Source organism: Pseudomonas idahonensis (assembly GCF_037903935.1).
Taxonomy (GTDB): domain Bacteria; phylum Pseudomonadota; class Gammaproteobacteria; order Pseudomonadales; family Pseudomonadaceae; genus Aquipseudomonas; species Aquipseudomonas danubii.
This window is the reverse complement of the sequence record NZ_CP149586.1, coordinates 2830131-2846645: the sequence shown is the minus strand read 5'-3', so window position 1 is coordinate 2846645 and position 16515 is coordinate 2830131. Positions and strand designations below refer to the sequence as shown.

Here is a 16515-nt window from a genome sequence, read left to right as displayed (position 1 = left end):
AGACCGCGGCGCGGCGGTTCGCTGGCCTGCCGGCCACGCCGTATTTCAGCGCCGGGCACCCGGCAGCATGCGCTTGAGGGTGTTGTCGCCTACCCAGTAGTGGTGGAACAGCCCGGCCACGGCATGCAGGCCGATCAGCCAGTAGCCGGCGCTACCCAGTTGCTCGTGCCAGTGCTTGAAGAATCGCGCCTGATCAGGGTCCACCGTCACCGGCGCGGCCGGCAGGAAGAACTCGAAGTAAGGCACGGGCTTGCCCGCCGCCGAGAGCATCAGCCAGGCCAGCAGCGGCGTGGCAATCATCAGTGCATAAAGGACCAGGTGCATCAGGTGCGACAGCCCGGTCTGCCAGGCAGAGGGCGCCGGCAAGATCGGCGGTCGCGGTTGCAGGCGAGCCACCAGGCGAATCCACACCAGGGCGAAGATGCTGATCCCGAACAGGCTGTGCAGCCCGAGAAACAGCCCCCGGGCCGTACTGCCCTTGGGCATCAGGCCCTTGAGTTCGATGCAGGCATAGACGCCGACGAACAGCGCCAGCATCAGCCAGTGCATCAGGATCGACAGTCGCGCGTAACGCGATGGTACGGATTGAGCAGTCATACACAGTCCTCACGGTGGTTCGGGACGCCCGAGTCATTCAGGTCGTCGCAGGGCCCGCGCAACGCCTTTTGTCGCTCGGGTGGGCCACCTTGTGTTGCCAGCCTTAAGGCAACCTGAAGAGCGCAAAAAATGTCTTTTGGCCATCTTCAGACTTCGTTAAGAAAGCCTGCCGATACTCCTCCCCAACATGCCTCGGGAGGCTCTGCATCCATGCCTGGTTTTGACTGGAACATCCATCTGCCCCTCAACTTCGGCCGGGACTGCGCCACGGCCCTGACCCTGGCCCGCAGCCTGCCCGGGGAGGTTCAGCGCCCCGTCTTCGAAACCTACGTCAGCCAGCGATTCCAGCAGGTCCACGGCGCCACCATCCGTCAGTTCATGCCGGAGCTGTTCGGTTTGAGTGATCCCCAGGGTGCGCTGTGCGCCGTCGCCGGGGTGCGCCTGGCCAGCAGTGGCCCGCTGTTTCTGGAACGTTATCTGGATGCACCGATCGAGGAGTTGATCGACTTCGCCGCCCAGCGCCCGACGGCGCGTCAGGGCGTGGTGGAAGTGGGCAACCTGGCGGCCAGCGACACCGGCAGCGCACGCCTGTCCATCATCGCCATCACCTGGCTGCTGGCCATGGGTGGCCTGGAGTGGGTGGCGTTCACCGGCAACATCGGCCTGGTCAACAGCTTTCATCGCCTGGGCCTGCGCCCCCTGACCCTGTGCGCGGCCGATCCCGAGCGCCTGGGTGAAGAGCGGCATCACTGGGGCAGCTACTACCAAAGCCAGCCATCGGTACACGTGGGCAGCATCCGCGCAGGCTTCATCCACTTGCGCAACATGGGGATGTTCAACCGCCTGGGCCTGCCGGAGTCATTCGAGGAGAACACCCATGTCGCCTGAAGTGCAGCGCTTCAAGGAAGCACTACGCAAGCACGCCGAAGAAAAGACCACCCACATTGCACTCTGGGGCGATCGCCTGCGCCTGGACTACGCCACCCTGTATGCCGAGGTGATCGACCGCCAGCAACGGCTGCGCGAGGCACAGGTAAACGTGCTGGCCCTGGCCCTGGACAACGGCCCGGAACTGCTGCTCTGGGACCTGGCTGCGCTGTTCGAGGGCCTGACCTGCCTGACCCTGCCGCCCTTCTTCAGCGCTGCCCAGCGCCAGCACTGCCTGGAACAGAGCCGCGCCGAGCTGCTGCTGGCCGAAGACGGCCAGGAGGCGCCACTGCAAGCCGCCGGGTATGAGCGCCAGGGCGAATTCTGGCGCCGACGCTTCGATGGGCCCTCGATCCTGCCGCCAGGCACCGCGAAACTGACCTTCACCTCCGGCACCACCGGCACCCCCAAAGGCGTGAGCCTGGGCGCCGACAGCCTGCTGCAGGTGGCCCGGGAACTGGAACAGGCCAGTCACTCCAGCAACCCGCGCCATCACCTGGCGCTGCTGCCCCTGGGGATTCTCCTGGAAAACCTGGGCTGCTACGCCGCGCTCTATGCCGGTGCCACCCTCAGCCTGCCGAGCCAGAAAACCCTGGGCATCCAGGGCGCCAGCGGGGTCGACGCGCCCACCTTGCTCGGCTGCCTGGCCCAGCGCCAGCCCGAAAGCCTGATCCTGGTGCCGCAGTTGTTGCTGTTGTTGGTGGGGGCCGCCGAACAGCGCCTGTTCAATCCCACCAGCCTGCGCTTTGCCGCCGTGGGCGGGGCCAAGGTCTCGCTGGAGCTGCTGCAACGCGCCCAGCGCCTGGGCCTGCCGGTGTACGAGGGCTATGGGCTGTCGGAGTGCGCCTCGGTGGTGTGCCTCAACCGTCCCGGCGCACACCGCCCAGGCAGCGTCGGCCAGCCCTTGCCCCATGTCCGAGTGCACCTGGCAGCCGACGGCGAGGTGCTGATCGAGGGCTCGCTGCTGCTGGGCTACCTGGGTGAACCCGAGCGGGTCGAGCGCTGGTGGCACAGCGGCGATATCGGTGAGTTCGACAGCGATGGCTACCTCTATCTCAAGGGCCGCAAGAAGCACCAGTTCGTCACCAGCTACGGGCGCAACGTCAACCCTGAATGGGTCGAAGCCGAACTGACCCAGCGCAGCCATATTGCCCAGGCCTTCGTCTACGGCGAGGCCCTGCCTCGCAACCATGCCCTGCTCTGGCCCCATCGGCCAGACTGCAGCGACAGCCAACTGGACGCCGCCGTGGCCCAGGCCAACGAGGCCTTGCCGGACTACGCCCAGGTCCACCACTGGACCCGCCTGCAGCAACCCTTCACCCCAGCCAACGGCCTGCTCACCGCCAACGGCCGGCCTCGCCGCGAGGCCATCGTTGCACGCTACCGCGACCTGCTCTGCCCTACTGTTCATTCCGAGGAATCATCGTCATGAGTTTTTTCGACCAACTGCAAGCCGCCACCTCCCGGGAACGGGAACAGCTGTTCAGCCTGCCGATCATTCGTGAAGCCCTGGCCGGCCAGGTCAGCCTTGAGGGCTACCGGGCGTTCCTGACCCAGGCCTACTACCACGTGCGCCACACCGTGCCGCTGATGATGGCGTGCGGCGCACGCCTGCCGGAACGTCTGGAATGGCTGCGCGGCGCGGTGTGCGAGTACATCGAGGAGGAGTACGGCCATGAACAGTGGGTGCTCAACGACATCGTCGCCTGCGGCGGCGACCGTCTGGCGGTTCGCGATGGCCGCCCGTCCCTGGCCATCGAGTTGATGGTGAGCTTTCTCTATGACCTGATCGCCCGGGACAATCCGGTGGGACTGTTCGGTATGGTCAACGTGCTCGAAGGCACCAGCATCGCCCTGGCCACCCTGGCCGCCGGCAGCATCCAGGACAGTCTGCAACTGCCCCAGAACGCCTTCAGTTACCTGGCCTCCCACGGTTCCCTGGACATCGAGCATATGCAGACTTACAAGCGCCTGATGGACCGTCTCGACGACCCTGCCGACCAGGCCGCAGTGATCCATGCCTCGAAGGTGGTCTACCACCTGTACAGCGAGATGTTCCGCGGTCTGCCACGTGTCGGGGAGCGCGCCCATGCGCCTGCCTGAAACCCGCGCCGTGCTCACCGGGGCCAGTGGCGGCATCGGCCTGGCCATCGCCGAGGCCCTGTGCGCCAGTGGCGCCCAGGTGCTGGCCGTGGCCCGGCACAAAGACCCCCTGGAGCCGCTGCTGGCGCGTTACCCGAATCAACTGTGCTGGGTCTCGGCGGACCTGACCTTTCTCAGCGACCGGCGCAAGGTGCTGCTGGCCGCCGAGGCCATCGGTAGCGTCAACCTGCTGATCAACGCTGCCGGAATCAATCACTTCGCCATGCTCGAACAGCTCGAAGACGCCGAGATCAACGCCATGCTGGCGGTCAACATCGGCGCACCGATGTGCCTGACTCGCCTGCTGCTACCGCTGTTGCAACAGGCTTCCAGCGCCATGGTGGTGAACGTCGGCTCCACCTACGGCTCCATCGGCTACCCCGGTTATGCCGCCTACTGCGCCAGCAAGTTCGCCTTGCGCGGCTTCTCCGAGGCACTGCGCCGGGAACTGGCGGACACCCGGGTCAACGTGCTCTATGTGGCGCCGCGAGCCACCCGCACCAGCATGAACAGCCCCGCCGCCCAGGCCTTGAACGATGCCTTGAAAAGCAACGTCGACGATCCGCAGACCGTGGCCAGCGCGGTGGTCCACGCCATTGCCGGCGACCACCGCGAGTTGTACCTGGGCTGGCCGGAACGCTTTTTTGTCCGCCTCAACAGTCTGCTGCCCAACCTGGTGGACCGCGGCCTGCGTAAACACCTGCCGCTGATCCGGCGGCTGAGTATCCGATCCGAACGGGAGCACGAAAAACCATGAAGAACCTGATCAGCGCACTGTTGCTGGGCTGTTTGAGCCTGCCCGCCTGGGCCCTGGATACGGCGGACCAGCAACGTCTCGGCGTCATCCAGCAAGGCTGGGCGCACATTCAGTACCAGGTGCCGGCCGAGCAACGGGCCGCCGCCTTTGAACAGCTGGCCACGCAAACCCGGGCCTTTACCCAGGAGCGCCCGGCGGTCGCCGAAGCCTGGATCTGGTCGGGCATCGTCACCAGCAGTTGGGCCGGAGCCCAGGGCGGGCTGGGGGCCTTGAGCAAGGTCAAGGCAGCCAAGGCCGACCTGGAACGGGCGCTGAATCTGGACCCCAAGGCCCTGCAGGGTTCTGCCTACACCAGCCTTGGCGCACTGTATGATCGCGTTCCTGGCTGGCCCATCGGGTTCGGCGACGCCGACAAGGCCGAGGAGCTGCTCAAGCAAGCCTTGCAGCAAAACCCCGACGGCCTGGATAGTCTGTACTTCTGGGGTGACCACCTGTATCGCCAGGGCCGCTACGGTGAAGCCCGGGTCGCTTTGCTCAAGGCATTGCAAGCTGCTCCGCGCCCCGGGCGGGAAGTGGCCGACAAGGGCCGGCACGAAGAGATCCAGGCGCTGCTGGCCGAGGTGGGCAAGAAAATCAAATGATCCGGACAGGACAGGAGTCGTTGTGCGCTTACTACTGATCGAGGACGACCAGCCCCTGGGCGAAGGTATCCACCAAGCCTTGACTCGCGAAGGCTACACCGTGGACTGGCTCAAGGACGGCAGCAGCGCGTTGCATGCGCTGCTCAGCGAAACCTTCGACCTGGCCTTGCTCGACCTCGGCCTGCCGCGCCTGGATGGACTGCAAGTGCTCAAGCGCCTGCGCGACAGCGGTTCGACCCTGCCGGTGCTGATTCTCACCGCCCGGGACGCCACCGAGGACCGTATCGCCGGCCTGGACGCCGGCGCCGACGACTACCTGATCAAGCCCTTCGACCTGGACGAGCTCAAGGCCCGGCTGCGGGCCCTGCTGCGGCGCAGTGCCGGGCGCGCCCGGGTGCTGATCGAGCACGCCGGCATCAGCCTCGACCCTGGCACCCAGCAGGTGCACTACCACGGCGAGCCGGTGGCCCTGACACCCAAGGAGTACCAGCTGCTCTACGAACTGCTCTCGCCGCCGGGCCGGGTGATGACCCGCGACCGCCTGGTGCAGTTGCTCTACGGCTGGAATGAAGAGGCCGAGAGCAACACCCTGGAAGTGCACATCCACCATCTGCGCAAGAAGTTTTCCGCCGACCTGATCCGCACCATTCGCGGGGTCGGTTATCTGGTGGAGGAGCGTCGATGAATTCGATCCGCCGACGCACCCTGACCCTGATCATCGGTCTGCTGTTCGCCGGCCTGCTGATTCTGACGACCTTCAACCTGCACGACAGCAACCACGAGATCGACGAGGTCTACGACGCCCAACTGGCGCAACATGCCCGGCTGCTGCTGGGCATCATGCGCATGCCCAACAGCAGCGCCGAGCAGGCCCAGCTGTATCACGCCTTCAACCTGGCACTGAGCCAGGCCATGCCCCAGGTCGACGGTCACCCCTACGAAAGCAAGATCGCCTTCCAGGTGTGGGACCGCAAAGGCAGCCTGCTGGTGCGTACCACCAGCGCCCCCGCCCTGGCGGTGCAGCCGCTGGCGCCAGGGTTCGGCAATGAACAGGACGGCAACGACCATCAGTGGCGCACCTTCATCCTGGATGATCAGGATTCCGGGCTGCGGGTCTGGGTCGGCGAGCGAGTCGATGTGCGCAGTGACCTGGTCAACCGCATCATGCGCCACACCCTGTGGCCCAATGTGGTCGGCAGCCTGCTGCTGGTGCTGATGATCTGGCTGGCCATCGGCTGGGGCCTGCGCCCCCTGGCCAATATGGCCGCCCTGCTCCGGGCCCGGCCCAGCGGTTCCCTGGAACCCTTGCACCTGGAACCGCTGCCCAGGGAACTGGAACCCATGCAGGCTGCCCTCAACCGCATGCTGACGCAGATTCAGGAACTGCTGGGCCGCGAGCGGCGTTTCATTGCCGACGCCGCCCATGAGCTGCGCACGCCCCTGGCGGTGTTGCGCGTGCACGCGCAGAACCTGTTGCAAGCCGGCACCGAACAGGAACGCCGAGCCTCCCTGGAATCGCTGATCCTGGGCGTCGACCGCGCCGGGCGCCTGGTCAATCAGTTGCTGACCATGGCCCGCCTGGAACCCAAGGCGCAGATGCCCAGCGAGCAGACCGTGGACTTGGCCCACACCGTGCGCGACAGCCTGGTGCAACTGACCCCGTGGCTACTGAACAAGGGCCTGGAGCTGTCCTTCGAGGTGGACGAGCGTCCCTATCCGGTTCGCGCTGAAGCGGCCTCCATCGATATTGCCCTGAATAACCTGATCAGCAACGCGGTGAACTTTTCACCGGCCAATGGCGTGATCAGCGTGCGCCTGACCCAGGTCGACGAACACTTCGAACTGAGCGTGGAAGACCAGGGCCCGGGCATCGATGAAGGGGAACGCGAGCGGCTGTTCGAGCGCTTCTACAGTCGCGGCAACGTCCACGGCGCCGGCCTTGGGCTGACCATCGTCAGCGTCATCGCCCGCCACCTGGGGGGCCGGATCAGCCTCGACAACCTGCCCCAGGGCGGCCTGCGCGCGACCTTGTCGATTCCCTGCCAGCAACCGCTGCGGCTGGGCAGCGCCTGGACGGCGCGCCGCGAGCCATAGCCCATGGGCGGGCGCCGGGACTGAACGCTCAGTCCGGCGTGGCCTTCCCGGACAGCGCGATCAAGTGCTCGCTGCAGCCGAAGCCGCCCACCGCATCGTCGTACCAGGACACTTCCACCACCGCAATGCAGCCGTCATAGGACTGCCCCACCCGCGTGCCGTCGGCCTTGAACACCCGCAGGTAGCCGCCAACGCTGTACCGCGAGCTGTCGCCATCACCGGGCATGGTCATGGTGGGAATCCAGGTGCGCCAGCTGAACAAGCGGTATTTCTGGTAGTAGAAGGCCTGGTCAGGACTGTAGTCGCGGCCCTGATACGGCGTGCCGTAGTAGAACGAACCGTAGGCCTGGTACGCCAGGAACAGCGCCAGTGCGGAGCCCAGAATGAGTTTGATTTTTTGCATCGGGAGGGTCGTTCCTTTTACCCGTGGGGTCTTCAAGAGGGGGCAGGTCCAGCAGGCGCAGGCAGGCCTGGACAATCGCCTTGAGCAGGGCCGGGCATGGTCCTCACCGACGGTGCTCAAAACGCCGGCATTCTAGAGCAATAGCGGCGCAAAAGAGAGCTGGGAATCCTGCGGTGCAAGGGCTGTCTGGGGCATGGGATCGACGGCGGGCCGGCTCGTTGACAAGCGCCGTGGCAACGCCGACCATCTGCCGCCGTCAGCACTGGCGGATGCCTGGATCGAGGAGTGGCAAGGGTGAAAAGGATGAGCGTATTGCTGTTATCACTGGCCGCTGCCTGCAGCGCGGCCCAGGCCACCAGTGAGGTCGACGCTGCCCGCCAGTCCCTGAAGAACTACGGCCTGGCCAACTGCCTGGCCGAGCGCTTCGAGGAACCCTCGGCCATGCGTCGAGACGTCGGCCACGCCGTCGGCATGTACGGCGTGCTGGGGATAGGCCTGTACAACGTGCTGCAGAACGAAGACACCCTGGAAACCCTGCACAACCCCTACACCGCCACCACCGACTACGTGGCACAAGCCTATGAGCAGGCCTCGGGAAGCAGCAAATACAGCCGCGACAAGGTGGTGCTGCATGCTTGCCTTGAGGTCTACAACTCCCGGGCCTTCGATGAGTTCATCCAGACCCAGGACCGCTACGCCCGGCCTGGCGGCTAAGACGCCGCCTTCTCTGCCCGATGTCGCAAAGGCGTTGTTCGAGGTCGAATCCAGCCTGCCGACCCAGCTCGCGCTGTCCATACTCAAGGGCCCTGTCCCCCGGTAATGGAATACCCCTGTGAACCTGCCACCGCTCCTGCCTGACACCGCCCCTGCCCTGGTCAACCCGCTGCGTCTGGACCAGGACGATCTGCGGCACTTCAAAGAGCGTGGCTTCATCAAACTGCGCAGTCTGTTGACGCCCGCGGCCATCCTGCAACTGCGCGAGCTGGCCAACAGCCAACTGCGCCCTGCCCCCTCGGGCACCTCGGCCCATGGCGACGGTTTCAGCCGCCTGACCCACCGAGTGACTCAGGTTGGCATCCTCGACCGCCTCTACCGGCAACCGGCCTTCGCCCAGGTGCTGACCCGCCTCACCGGCTGCCGCTTGATCATGAGCGAGGCCCAGAGCTTCGAGCTGGGGGTGGGACGCTCGGGCTTTGCCTGGCACTACGACTCGCTGAACTTTCGCTACATCCGCCCCCAGGACCCGGCCTTCAGTCTGTGGATGCCGTTGCAGCCGATCCGCCCCCAACTGCAAGGTGGCGGCATGGCCTGGGTGCCCCTGTCGCTGTTCTCGGCCCAGGAGAACTTCCAGTTCTCGCGCCTGCTGGCAGGCAAACTGGCACGGGGCGAGTCGGTGGCCGAATTTTCCGCGCACCTGCGCCAGACCTACTGCACGCCCGGGGTGCTTACCGACGCCTTCGAGGAGCAACGCATCGAAGAGGCCTTCGATCCCGGCGACGCCCTACTGTTCAGCAAATACCTGTGGCACCGCTCCAGCCCCTTGCTGCCCGGCGACCTGGAACGGCGCCAGGCCGTGACCCTGCGCTTGCTGGACTGGCGGGCATGCCTTGATCCACTGATGCAGGAAGGTGAAACCCGCAGCGCCGGTGGCCTGGGCATGGGCCTGGACGGCGGCCCGCTGAACCCGGTGTCCTACGGCTCGCGCTTCGTCGACATCAAGCCCGGTGCACCAATCCGCAGTTCGGCCCATTGCGGGCCGATTCTCTGAACCAGGCTAGATCTCGGGCCCCAGCAACACCTGCTGCTGCGCCGCGCACAGCTGCACCAGATAGTCCCAGACCACCCGCAACCGCACCGATTTGTGCAGCTCGCGGCGGGTGCTGATCCAGTAGGCGCGCTGGATGCTCTCGGCCGGCAGCAGCGGCACCAGTTGCGGGTCGGCGGCGGCCATGTAGCACGGCAGCACGGCGATCCCCAGACCGGAGCGGGCCGCTTCCTGCTGGGCGATGACGCTGGTGCTGTGGAACACCACCTGGGGGTTGCGGCAAAAGCTGTTGAGGAACATCAGTTCCTGGCTGAACAAGAGGTCGTCGACATAACCGATCCAGGCGTGGCGCCCCAGGTCCTCGCGGCTGCGCAGGGGCGGCGCGCGGTCCAGGTAGGCCTGGCTGGCGTACAGGGCCAGGCGGTAGTCGGTGAGTTTGCGGGTCACCAGCATGTCGGCATTGGGGCGCTCCAGGTGAATGCTGATTTCCGCCTCGCGATTGAGAATGCTGACAAAGCGCGGCACCGCCACCAGCTCCACTTCCAACCCCGGATAACGTTCGAACAGGCCATACATGCGGCTGGCCAGGAACTTCACCCCCAGGCCTTCGGTGACGCCGACGCGGATCTTGCCCAGGGGCGCACTGGACTGGGTGATTTCCTCCTGCACCAGCAAAGCGACGTTTTCCATGGCCTCGGCGTGCTTGAGCAGCGCCTCGCCGGCCGGGGTCAGCTCGTAGCCCTGGGCATGCTGGACGAACAGCGCGGTGCCCAGGGCCTTCTCCACCGCCTCGATATGCCGGGCCACCGTGGCGTGGGTGGTGTTCAGTCGCCGAGCCGCGGTGAGCAGGCGCCCGCTGCGTTGCAGCTCGAGGAAGTAGCGCAGATCGTTCCAGTCGAACATGGAAAATCCTGGTCGATGTCGAAGAGGGACGCTGTTAGAAAACGCACAGCAGGTGGGTAAAAACTAACATTCTTTTAACGAAAGCTAACAACTAGGATGAGGGCAAAACAAGAACGAAGAAAAGAGGTCACGGATGCTCCCTGCCTTTGACGCCTACGACTACATCGTGGTCGGCGCCGGTCCCGCCGGCTGTCTGCTGGCCAATCGCTTGTCGGCCAATCCCCAGCACCGGGTGCTGCTGCTGGAAGCCGGCGGCCGCGACAACTACCCCTGGATTCACATTCCCGTGGGCTACCTGTTCTGCATCGGCAACCCGCGCACTGACTGGTGCTTCAAGACCGAAGCCGAACCGGGCCTGCAAGGTCGCAGCCTGAGCTACCCGCGGGGCAAGGTGCTGGGCGGCTGCTCCTCGATCAACGGCATGATCTACATGCGCGGCCAGGCCGCCGACTACGACGGTTGGGCCGCTGAAGGCAACCCGGGCTGGAGCTGGAACGAGGTCCTGCCGCTGTTCAAGAAAAGCGAAAACCACTTTGCCGGGGGCAGCGAGTTGCACGGCGCCGCCGGTGAATGGCGGGTCGAGCGCCAGCGCCTGTCATGGCCGATCCTCGACGCCTTCCGCACGGCTGCGCAGCAGAGCGGCATCCGCAACATCGACGACTTCAATGGCGGCGACAACGAAGGCTGCGGCTACTTCCAGGTCAACCAGAAGGCCGGGGTGCGCTGGAACGCCGCCAAGGCTTTTCTCAAGCCCATCGCCAACCGCCCCAACCTGGTGGTGCTGACCGATGTCGAGGTGCAGCGGCTGATACTCGAGGACGGCCGCGCCACCGCGGTACGGGCCATCAGCCAGGGCCGCCAGCAGACGTTCAAGGCCCGCCGGGAGATCATTCTGTGCGCCGGTTCCGTCGGCTCGCCAAGTATTCTGCAGCGCTCCGGGATTGGTCCGAGCGCGCTGCTGCAGCGGCTGGGGATCGGGGTCAGCCATGACCTGCCCGGGGTCGGCGGCAACCTCCAGGATCACCTGCAGTTGCGCCTGATCTACAAGCTGGAAAACGCTCGCACCCTGAACCAGATCGCCGGCAGCCTGTGGGGCAAGATGGGCATGGGCTTGCGCTACCTGTATGACCGCAGCGGCCCGCTGTCCATGGCCCCGAGCCAATTGGGCGCCTTTGCCCGCTCGGGACCGGAGCAGACCAGCGCCAACCTCGAATACCACGTGCAGCCGCTGTCCCTGGAGCGCTTCGGTGAGCCCCTGCACAGTTTCCCGGCCTTCACCGCCTCGGTCTGCGACCTGCGTCCGCAAAGCCGCGGCCGGATAGAGATACGCTCCGTGGAACCCGGGGATGCACCGCTGATCCAGCCCAATTACCTGAGCCATCCGGAGGATCTGCGCGTCGCCGCCGATGCCATCCGCCTGACCCGGCGCATTGTCGGCGCCCCGGCCCTGCAGCCGTTCAAACCCAGCGAATACCTGCCCGGGCCGCAGCTGCAGAGTGAGGAACAACTGCATGAAGCGGCGGCGCGCATCGGCACCACCATCTTTCATCCGGTGGGCACCTGTCGCATGGGCAATGACGCCCAGGCGGTGGTGGATGCGCAACTGCGGGTGCACGGCATTCCCGGACTGCGGATTGCCGATGCCTCGATCATGCCGCGCATCACCTCCGGCAACACCTGCTCGCCGACGCTGATGATCGCCGAGAAGGCTGCCGAACTGATTCTCGCCAGCGTCCCCAGGAGTACCGTCCAGCACAAGGAGAACACCACCCCGGCATGAGTGCAGGAGCCGGCTTGCCGGCGAAGGCGCCTCCAAGGCCGGCACCTGGCTCAAGAGCCTCTTCGCTGGCAAGCCAGCTCCTACGCTCGGGAGGTAAACGAAGGTTCATCGCACGGTCGCGGTGAATCGCAACAACGGCGTCGGTCACGGCGCCGGCAGTGGAACAACAACAATAATCACTGTAAGGAAGCCCCCTATGTCAGAACACGCTCAGCCTCTCAATGCGTCCCTGGACGACTGCGCCGCCAAGGGCAGTCAGAAGGTGATCTTCGCCTCGTCACTCGGCACGGTGTTCGAGTGGTATGACTTCTTTCTCTATGGCGCCCTGGCGGCGGTGATCAGCAAGCAGTTCTTCGCCGGGGTCAACGACACCACCGCGTTCATCTTCGCCCTCATGGCCTTCGCCGCCGGCTTCGTGGTGCGCCCCTTCGGCGCCCTGGTGTTCGGTCGCCTGGGGGACATGATCGGCCGCAAGTACACCTTCCTCGCCACCATCGTCCTCATGGGAGTGGCGACTTTCGCCGTGGGCCTGCTGCCCAACTACGCCAGCATCGGCATCGCCGCACCGATCATCCTGGTGGCCCTGCGCATGCTCCAGGGCCTGGCCCTGGGCGGTGAATACGGCGGTGCCGCCACCTATGTGGCCGAGCACGCGCCCCAGGGCAAGCGCGGTTTGCACACCAGTTGGATCCAGTCCACCGCAACCCTCGGCCTGCTGCTGTCGCTGCTGGTGGTACTGGCTTGTCGCTATTTCACCGGCGATCAATTCGAGGTCTGGGGCTGGCGCCTGCCGTTCCTGCTGTCCATCGTCCTGCTGGGCATCTCCACCTGGATCCGCATGAGCCTGCACGAGTCGCCGGCGTTCCTGAAAATGAAAGAAGAAGGCCGCGCCAGCAAGGCGCCGATCCGCGAGTCCTTCGGCAAATGGGAGAATCTCAAGGTGGTGCTGATCGCCCTGTTCAGCATCAACGCCGGGCAAGCGGTGACCTTCTACGCCGCGCAGTTCTATGTTTTGTTCTTCCTCACCCAGTTCCTCAAGATGGACCCGGCCCTGGCCAACAGCCTGCTGATCATCAGCGTGGTGATCGGCGCGCCCATGTTCATCTTCTTCGGCTGGCTCTCGGACAAGGTCGGCCGCAAGCCGGTGCTGATGCTCGGCCTGCTGCTGGCCACCGTGCTGTATTTCCCGATCTTCAAGGCCCTGGCCCATTACGCCAACCCGGCCATCGACCAGGCCAGCCGCCAGGCGCCCATCAGCGTCAGCGCCGACCCGGCCACCTGTACCTTCCAGTTCGACCCGGTGGGCAAGGCGCGCTTCGACAGCCCCTGCGACAAGGTCAAGACCTTCCTGGTGAAACAGGGCCTGCCCTACAGCAGTGTCGCCGCCCCGGCCGGTAGCCCGGTGCAGGTCAGCGTCGGTGACGTGAAGATCAACGGCTTCGACGAAGCGGCGCTGCGTGGCGCGGTGACCCTGGCCGGCTATCCGCAGCAGGCGGACACGCAGAACGTCAACAAGCCCATGGTGGTGCTATTGATCGTGGCGCTGATCCTGATCGCCGCCATGTGCTACGGCCCGCTGGCAGCGCTGATGGTGGAGCTGTTCCCGACCCGTATCCGCTACACCTCGATGTCCCTGCCCTACCACATTGGCAACGGCTGGTTTGGCGGCTTCCTGCCCACCGTGTCCTTTGCCCTGGTGGTGTACACCGGCGATATCTTCTACGGCCTGTGGTACCCGGTGCTGATTACCGGGGTCAGCCTGGTGGTGGGCTTGCTGTGTTTGCGTGAGACCCGGGATATCGATATCGACCACGTCTGACGGGGCCGTTCACGGGCGAGCAGGATTGCGTAGGAGCCGGCGGCTGTCAGGTGTTGTTGCAGCCGCTGGCGATGGTGTCTTGATTGGAGGTGCTGGACTGCGACGGTTCCAGGTTCCACTCGGGCGGGTTGCTGGCGATCGTCAAGGGCGGCATCGATGGGACGGCTTGAATAACGCGCTGCTTTGCGCCACTGTCTCGGCACTTTTTCCGGCGGAGACCGAGCATGCTGTTGATCCTTCCCGCAGTGATGGCCCTGGCCTTGATCCTGGTGTTCTGGCGCCGTCAGAAAGCCCTCACTGCGTTGCGCCGGGAAGCCTATATCCGCAACTTCACCTTGCCACCGCGGCTGTTCGAGCCGCTGCGCACCCAGCATCCACACCTGAGCCTCAAGGACTGCCAACTGGTGGCCCAGGGCCTGCGCCAATTTTTCCTCGCCTACCTCAAAAGCGGCCAGCGCTACGTGTCGATGCCGTCCCAGGTGGTGGACGACCTGTGGCATGAATTCATCCTGCATACCCGGGACTACCAGGCGTTCTGCAACAAGGCCTTCGGCCAGTTCCTCCATCACACCCCCGCTGCGGTGCTCGGCCAGAATGCCGAGCAAAAGAGCGACAACGGCCTGCGCCGGGTCTGGCGCCAGGCCTGCCTGGAAGAAAACATCAACCCGGCCCAACCCAGCCGCCTGCCGCTGCTGTTCGCCCTGGATGCCAAGCTGAAGATCGCCCGGGGCTTTCACTACGTCGCTGACTGCCAGTCCCTGCGGCGCCTGACGGACAACGGCAGCACGGCCGCGGTGGTGCACTGCGGCAGCGAGCTGCACAGCAGTTCCTTCGACAGCGACTCCTCCAGCAGTGGCAGCGACAGTGACGGCTCGCGTTTCGGCGGCGACGGGGACAGTGGCGCCAGCGATGGCAGCGGTTGTGGGGGTGGCGGTTGTGGCGGCGGGGGTGGTGACTGACGTTCAGTGAAGAGCGGCGCCTTGGCGCCGCTCCCGTCACACAGCGTTGATCAGGCGATGATGTCGGTGACGGCCGCCTGGCCCACGGTGCCCACGGCGAAGTCCACCGCGCCATGACCGGTCAGGTCGATCATCAGGCTGGTCTGGTTGGTCTCGGCGAAGTAGGTGAGGATCGCATCGCCGGCGTGGCCAGTGAAGCCGCTGACGAAGTTCAGGGTGGCGCCGGTGGAGGCAAACAGGCCGCTGAGGTCGATCTTGTCCTCGCCACTGGCGAAATCCATGATCCAGTCCGGGGCGTCGAAGGTCGAATCCGCAGCCGCGCCGTAGACGAAGGTGTCGGCCCCCGCCCCACCCCACAGGCTATCGCCGCCGCCACCGCCGTAGAGGATGTCGTTGCCGGCACCGCCTTCGAGGATGTTTGCCGCAGCGTTGCCGATCAGCAGGTCATTACCGGAACCGCCGATGGCGTTTTCCACGGTCACGCCATGGGCGATGGAGACGTTGCCCACCAGGCCGCCGACATCGGAGAAACCACCCTCGTTGAGGTTGATTTTCTGGTTCTGGGTGAAGCCAGAGAAGTCCAGGGTATCGTTGCCGCCACCGTCCCAGACCGCGAACACCAGCTTGTCGGAGGCGCTATGGGCGCTGTAGAAATCCCGCTCGGTGTTGGAGTTGAAGCCATAGACCGTGTTGTCGGCACGGGTCTCGTGGTTGGCGCCATAGAGCTTCTGCACCGCGACGATATCGTCCAGCAACGGCGCCGAGGCGTAGGCACCGCCGCCGTCCTTGCTGAAGTTCTGCCCGGTGTGGCTCTCGCTCCAGTAGCTCATCAGGCTGTAGCCGCGGGTGTCCTGGGCGTAGGTGACGTCGTTGTAGGTGGGGCTGCCGCTGCCGGCGTTGTACACACCCGGATGGGACAGGCCCAGGCTGTGGCCGATCTCGTGGGTCAGGGTCTGGCGACCATAGTTGCCATTGCCCGGAGTTTCGTTGACCCGGTACTGGTCGTTGATCAGGTACCAGGACTGGCCGTCATAGCTGCTGCCGGACGGCAGGTAGGCGAAGGCCGCGCCGCCGGTGCTGACGTTGTAGTTGCCGAAGCTCAGGTGGCCGTCACCGCCCTTGGCGGACTCGCTGAAGGTGATGTTGGCCACGTCCGACCAGGACTGCAGGGCCAGGAAAGCCTGAGCCTTCTGCAGCGCGCTGAACTCGCTGAAACTGCCCAGGGCCGGGTTGTAGTTGGCCGGTTTGTCAGTGAGGAAGCTGTAGCTCAGGTCGATCTTGCCGTCGCCATTCTGGTCGTGCCAGGACAGGCCCTTGCGCAGGATCGAGTCGGCGGCCTGGTCGGCGGTGAACGATGGCTTGCCGTTCACCAGTTCGCTGCCGCCCCGGTCATACAGATGGCTGAAGGCATGGACCTGCTGGTAGGCATTACTGCCCGCTGCGAGCGGGTCGATCCCGTAACCGATGGTTTCAGGAAGTGCTTTGGATAGTGCGTTTGACATTGTTACGTCCTTGTTCCAGACAAAAAATTTCCGATAGAACAGCCACGACCCCGCCTGCGAGATCGTCCTATCACTCGCCCATTGAGGCCCTGGAAACCTGACACAGTCGTCAACGGCGAGTCCACGGTTTTTTTTGTCCGACAAAAGCCCGAAAACCGCTCTGTCCCGGGGTAAATATTCCACTCGCGCACAGCTCTGGCAGCCGATAGGCTAAGCCCCCATCCGG

The 16515-nt window shown here is 65.1% G+C and carries 16 protein-coding genes and 1 pseudogene; 12 read left to right on the top strand and 5 right to left on the bottom strand.

Annotated elements, in window-relative coordinates; all coding sequences use genetic code 11:
• Positions 1 to 45 precede the first annotated feature (45 nt).
• Complete coding sequence (locus WIN67_RS13030) at positions 46 to 597, bottom strand: cytochrome b (protein WP_102879824.1); 552 nt, start codon at positions 595 to 597, stop codon at positions 46 to 48.
• Between the two features lie 210 nt (positions 598 to 807).
• On the opposite strand from WIN67_RS13030, the gene WIN67_RS13025 reads away from it, so the two are divergent.
• From WIN67_RS13025 to WIN67_RS12995, 7 genes are read left to right on the top strand one after another with little or no spacing between them, the layout of a single operon-like run.
• Positions 808 to 1485: a thermostable hemolysin gene (locus WIN67_RS13025; RefSeq protein ID WP_102879825.1), complete on the top strand. Its 678-nt coding sequence runs from the start codon at positions 808 to 810 to the stop codon at positions 1483 to 1485.
• Entirely contained in the window at positions 1475 to 2956 is a 1482-nt protein-coding gene (locus WIN67_RS13020; RefSeq protein WP_339071413.1) for an AMP-binding protein, read from the top strand. Before WIN67_RS13025 ends, WIN67_RS13020 begins: the two co-directional genes overlap by 11 nt.
• Positions 2953 to 3627 carry a TenA family transcriptional regulator gene (locus WIN67_RS13015; protein WP_102879827.1) on the top strand — a complete coding sequence of 225 codons (675 nt, stop codon included), beginning with the start codon at positions 2953 to 2955 and terminating at the stop codon, positions 3625 to 3627. The genes WIN67_RS13020 and WIN67_RS13015 overlap by 4 nt, the downstream gene beginning before the upstream one ends.
• Positions 3614 to 4423, top strand: a complete 810-nt coding sequence (locus WIN67_RS13010) for an SDR family oxidoreductase (RefSeq protein ID WP_102879828.1) — start codon at positions 3614 to 3616, stop codon at positions 4421 to 4423. The genes WIN67_RS13015 and WIN67_RS13010 overlap by 14 nt, the downstream gene beginning before the upstream one ends.
• A complete protein-coding gene (locus WIN67_RS13005; RefSeq protein WP_102879829.1) occupies positions 4420 to 5064 on the top strand; it encodes a tetratricopeptide repeat protein in 645 nt (214 codons plus the stop codon). Before WIN67_RS13010 ends, WIN67_RS13005 begins: the two co-directional genes overlap by 4 nt.
• 22 nt (positions 5065 to 5086) lie before the next feature.
• Positions 5087 to 5749, top strand: coding sequence for a response regulator (locus WIN67_RS13000; protein ID WP_102864368.1), 663 nt, complete (start codon positions 5087 to 5089; stop codon positions 5747 to 5749).
• Positions 5746 to 7158 carry an ATP-binding protein gene (locus tag WIN67_RS12995; RefSeq protein ID WP_170003083.1) on the top strand — a complete coding sequence of 471 codons (1413 nt, stop codon included), beginning with the start codon at positions 5746 to 5748 and terminating at the stop codon, positions 7156 to 7158. Before WIN67_RS13000 ends, WIN67_RS12995 begins: the two co-directional genes overlap by 4 nt.
• 28 nt (positions 7159 to 7186) lie before the next feature.
• Here WIN67_RS12995 and WIN67_RS12990 read toward each other — a convergent pair whose 3' ends face one another.
• Positions 7187 to 7561, bottom strand: a complete 375-nt coding sequence (locus WIN67_RS12990; RefSeq protein ID WP_339071412.1) for a hypothetical protein — start codon at positions 7559 to 7561, stop codon at positions 7187 to 7189.
• Between the two features lie 303 nt (positions 7562 to 7864).
• Between WIN67_RS12990 and WIN67_RS12985 the strand changes: the two genes are divergently transcribed.
• On the top strand, positions 7865 to 8275 hold the full coding sequence (locus WIN67_RS12985; RefSeq protein ID WP_339071411.1) for a hypothetical protein: 411 nt from the start codon (positions 7865 to 7867) through the stop codon (positions 8273 to 8275).
• Between the two features lie 118 nt (positions 8276 to 8393).
• Positions 8394 to 9329: a phytanoyl-CoA dioxygenase family protein gene (locus tag WIN67_RS12980; RefSeq protein ID WP_339071410.1), complete on the top strand. Its 936-nt coding sequence runs from the start codon at positions 8394 to 8396 to the stop codon at positions 9327 to 9329.
• A 6-nt stretch (positions 9330 to 9335) separates the two neighbouring features.
• On the opposite strand, the gene WIN67_RS12975 is transcribed toward WIN67_RS12980, so the two are convergent.
• A complete protein-coding gene (locus WIN67_RS12975; protein ID WP_170003085.1) occupies positions 9336 to 10229 on the bottom strand; it encodes a LysR family transcriptional regulator in 894 nt (297 codons plus the stop codon).
• A 133-nt stretch (positions 10230 to 10362) separates the two neighbouring features.
• Between WIN67_RS12975 and WIN67_RS12970 the strand changes: the two genes are divergently transcribed.
• Together WIN67_RS12970 and WIN67_RS12965 are read left to right on the top strand one after the other, a co-directional pair.
• The gene (locus tag WIN67_RS12970; protein WP_339071409.1) at positions 10363 to 12009 is read left to right on the top strand and encodes a GMC family oxidoreductase; all 1647 of its coding nucleotides are present in this window, start codon (positions 10363 to 10365) and stop codon (positions 12007 to 12009) included.
• Between the two features lie 196 nt (positions 12010 to 12205).
• Entirely contained in the window at positions 12206 to 13828 is a 1623-nt protein-coding gene (locus tag WIN67_RS12965) for an MFS transporter (protein WP_110595790.1), read from the top strand.
• 46 nt (positions 13829 to 13874) lie between these two features.
• Here the strand turns inward: WIN67_RS12965 and WIN67_RS12960 are convergent.
• Positions 13875 to 13967: pseudogene (locus WIN67_RS12960) on the bottom strand (DUF2599 domain-containing protein); the annotation flags it as partial.
• Between the two features lie 85 nt (positions 13968 to 14052).
• On the opposite strand from WIN67_RS12960, the gene WIN67_RS12955 reads away from it, so the two are divergent.
• The gene (locus tag WIN67_RS12955) at positions 14053 to 14787 is read left to right on the top strand and encodes a glycine-rich domain-containing protein (RefSeq protein WP_265074665.1); all 735 of its coding nucleotides are present in this window, start codon (positions 14053 to 14055) and stop codon (positions 14785 to 14787) included.
• Between the two features lie 50 nt (positions 14788 to 14837).
• On the opposite strand, the gene WIN67_RS12950 is transcribed toward WIN67_RS12955, so the two are convergent.
• Positions 14838 to 16289, bottom strand: coding sequence for a serralysin family metalloprotease (locus WIN67_RS12950; RefSeq protein ID WP_222933760.1), 1452 nt, complete (start codon positions 16287 to 16289; stop codon positions 14838 to 14840).
• Positions 16290 to 16515: the final 226 nt, after the last annotated feature.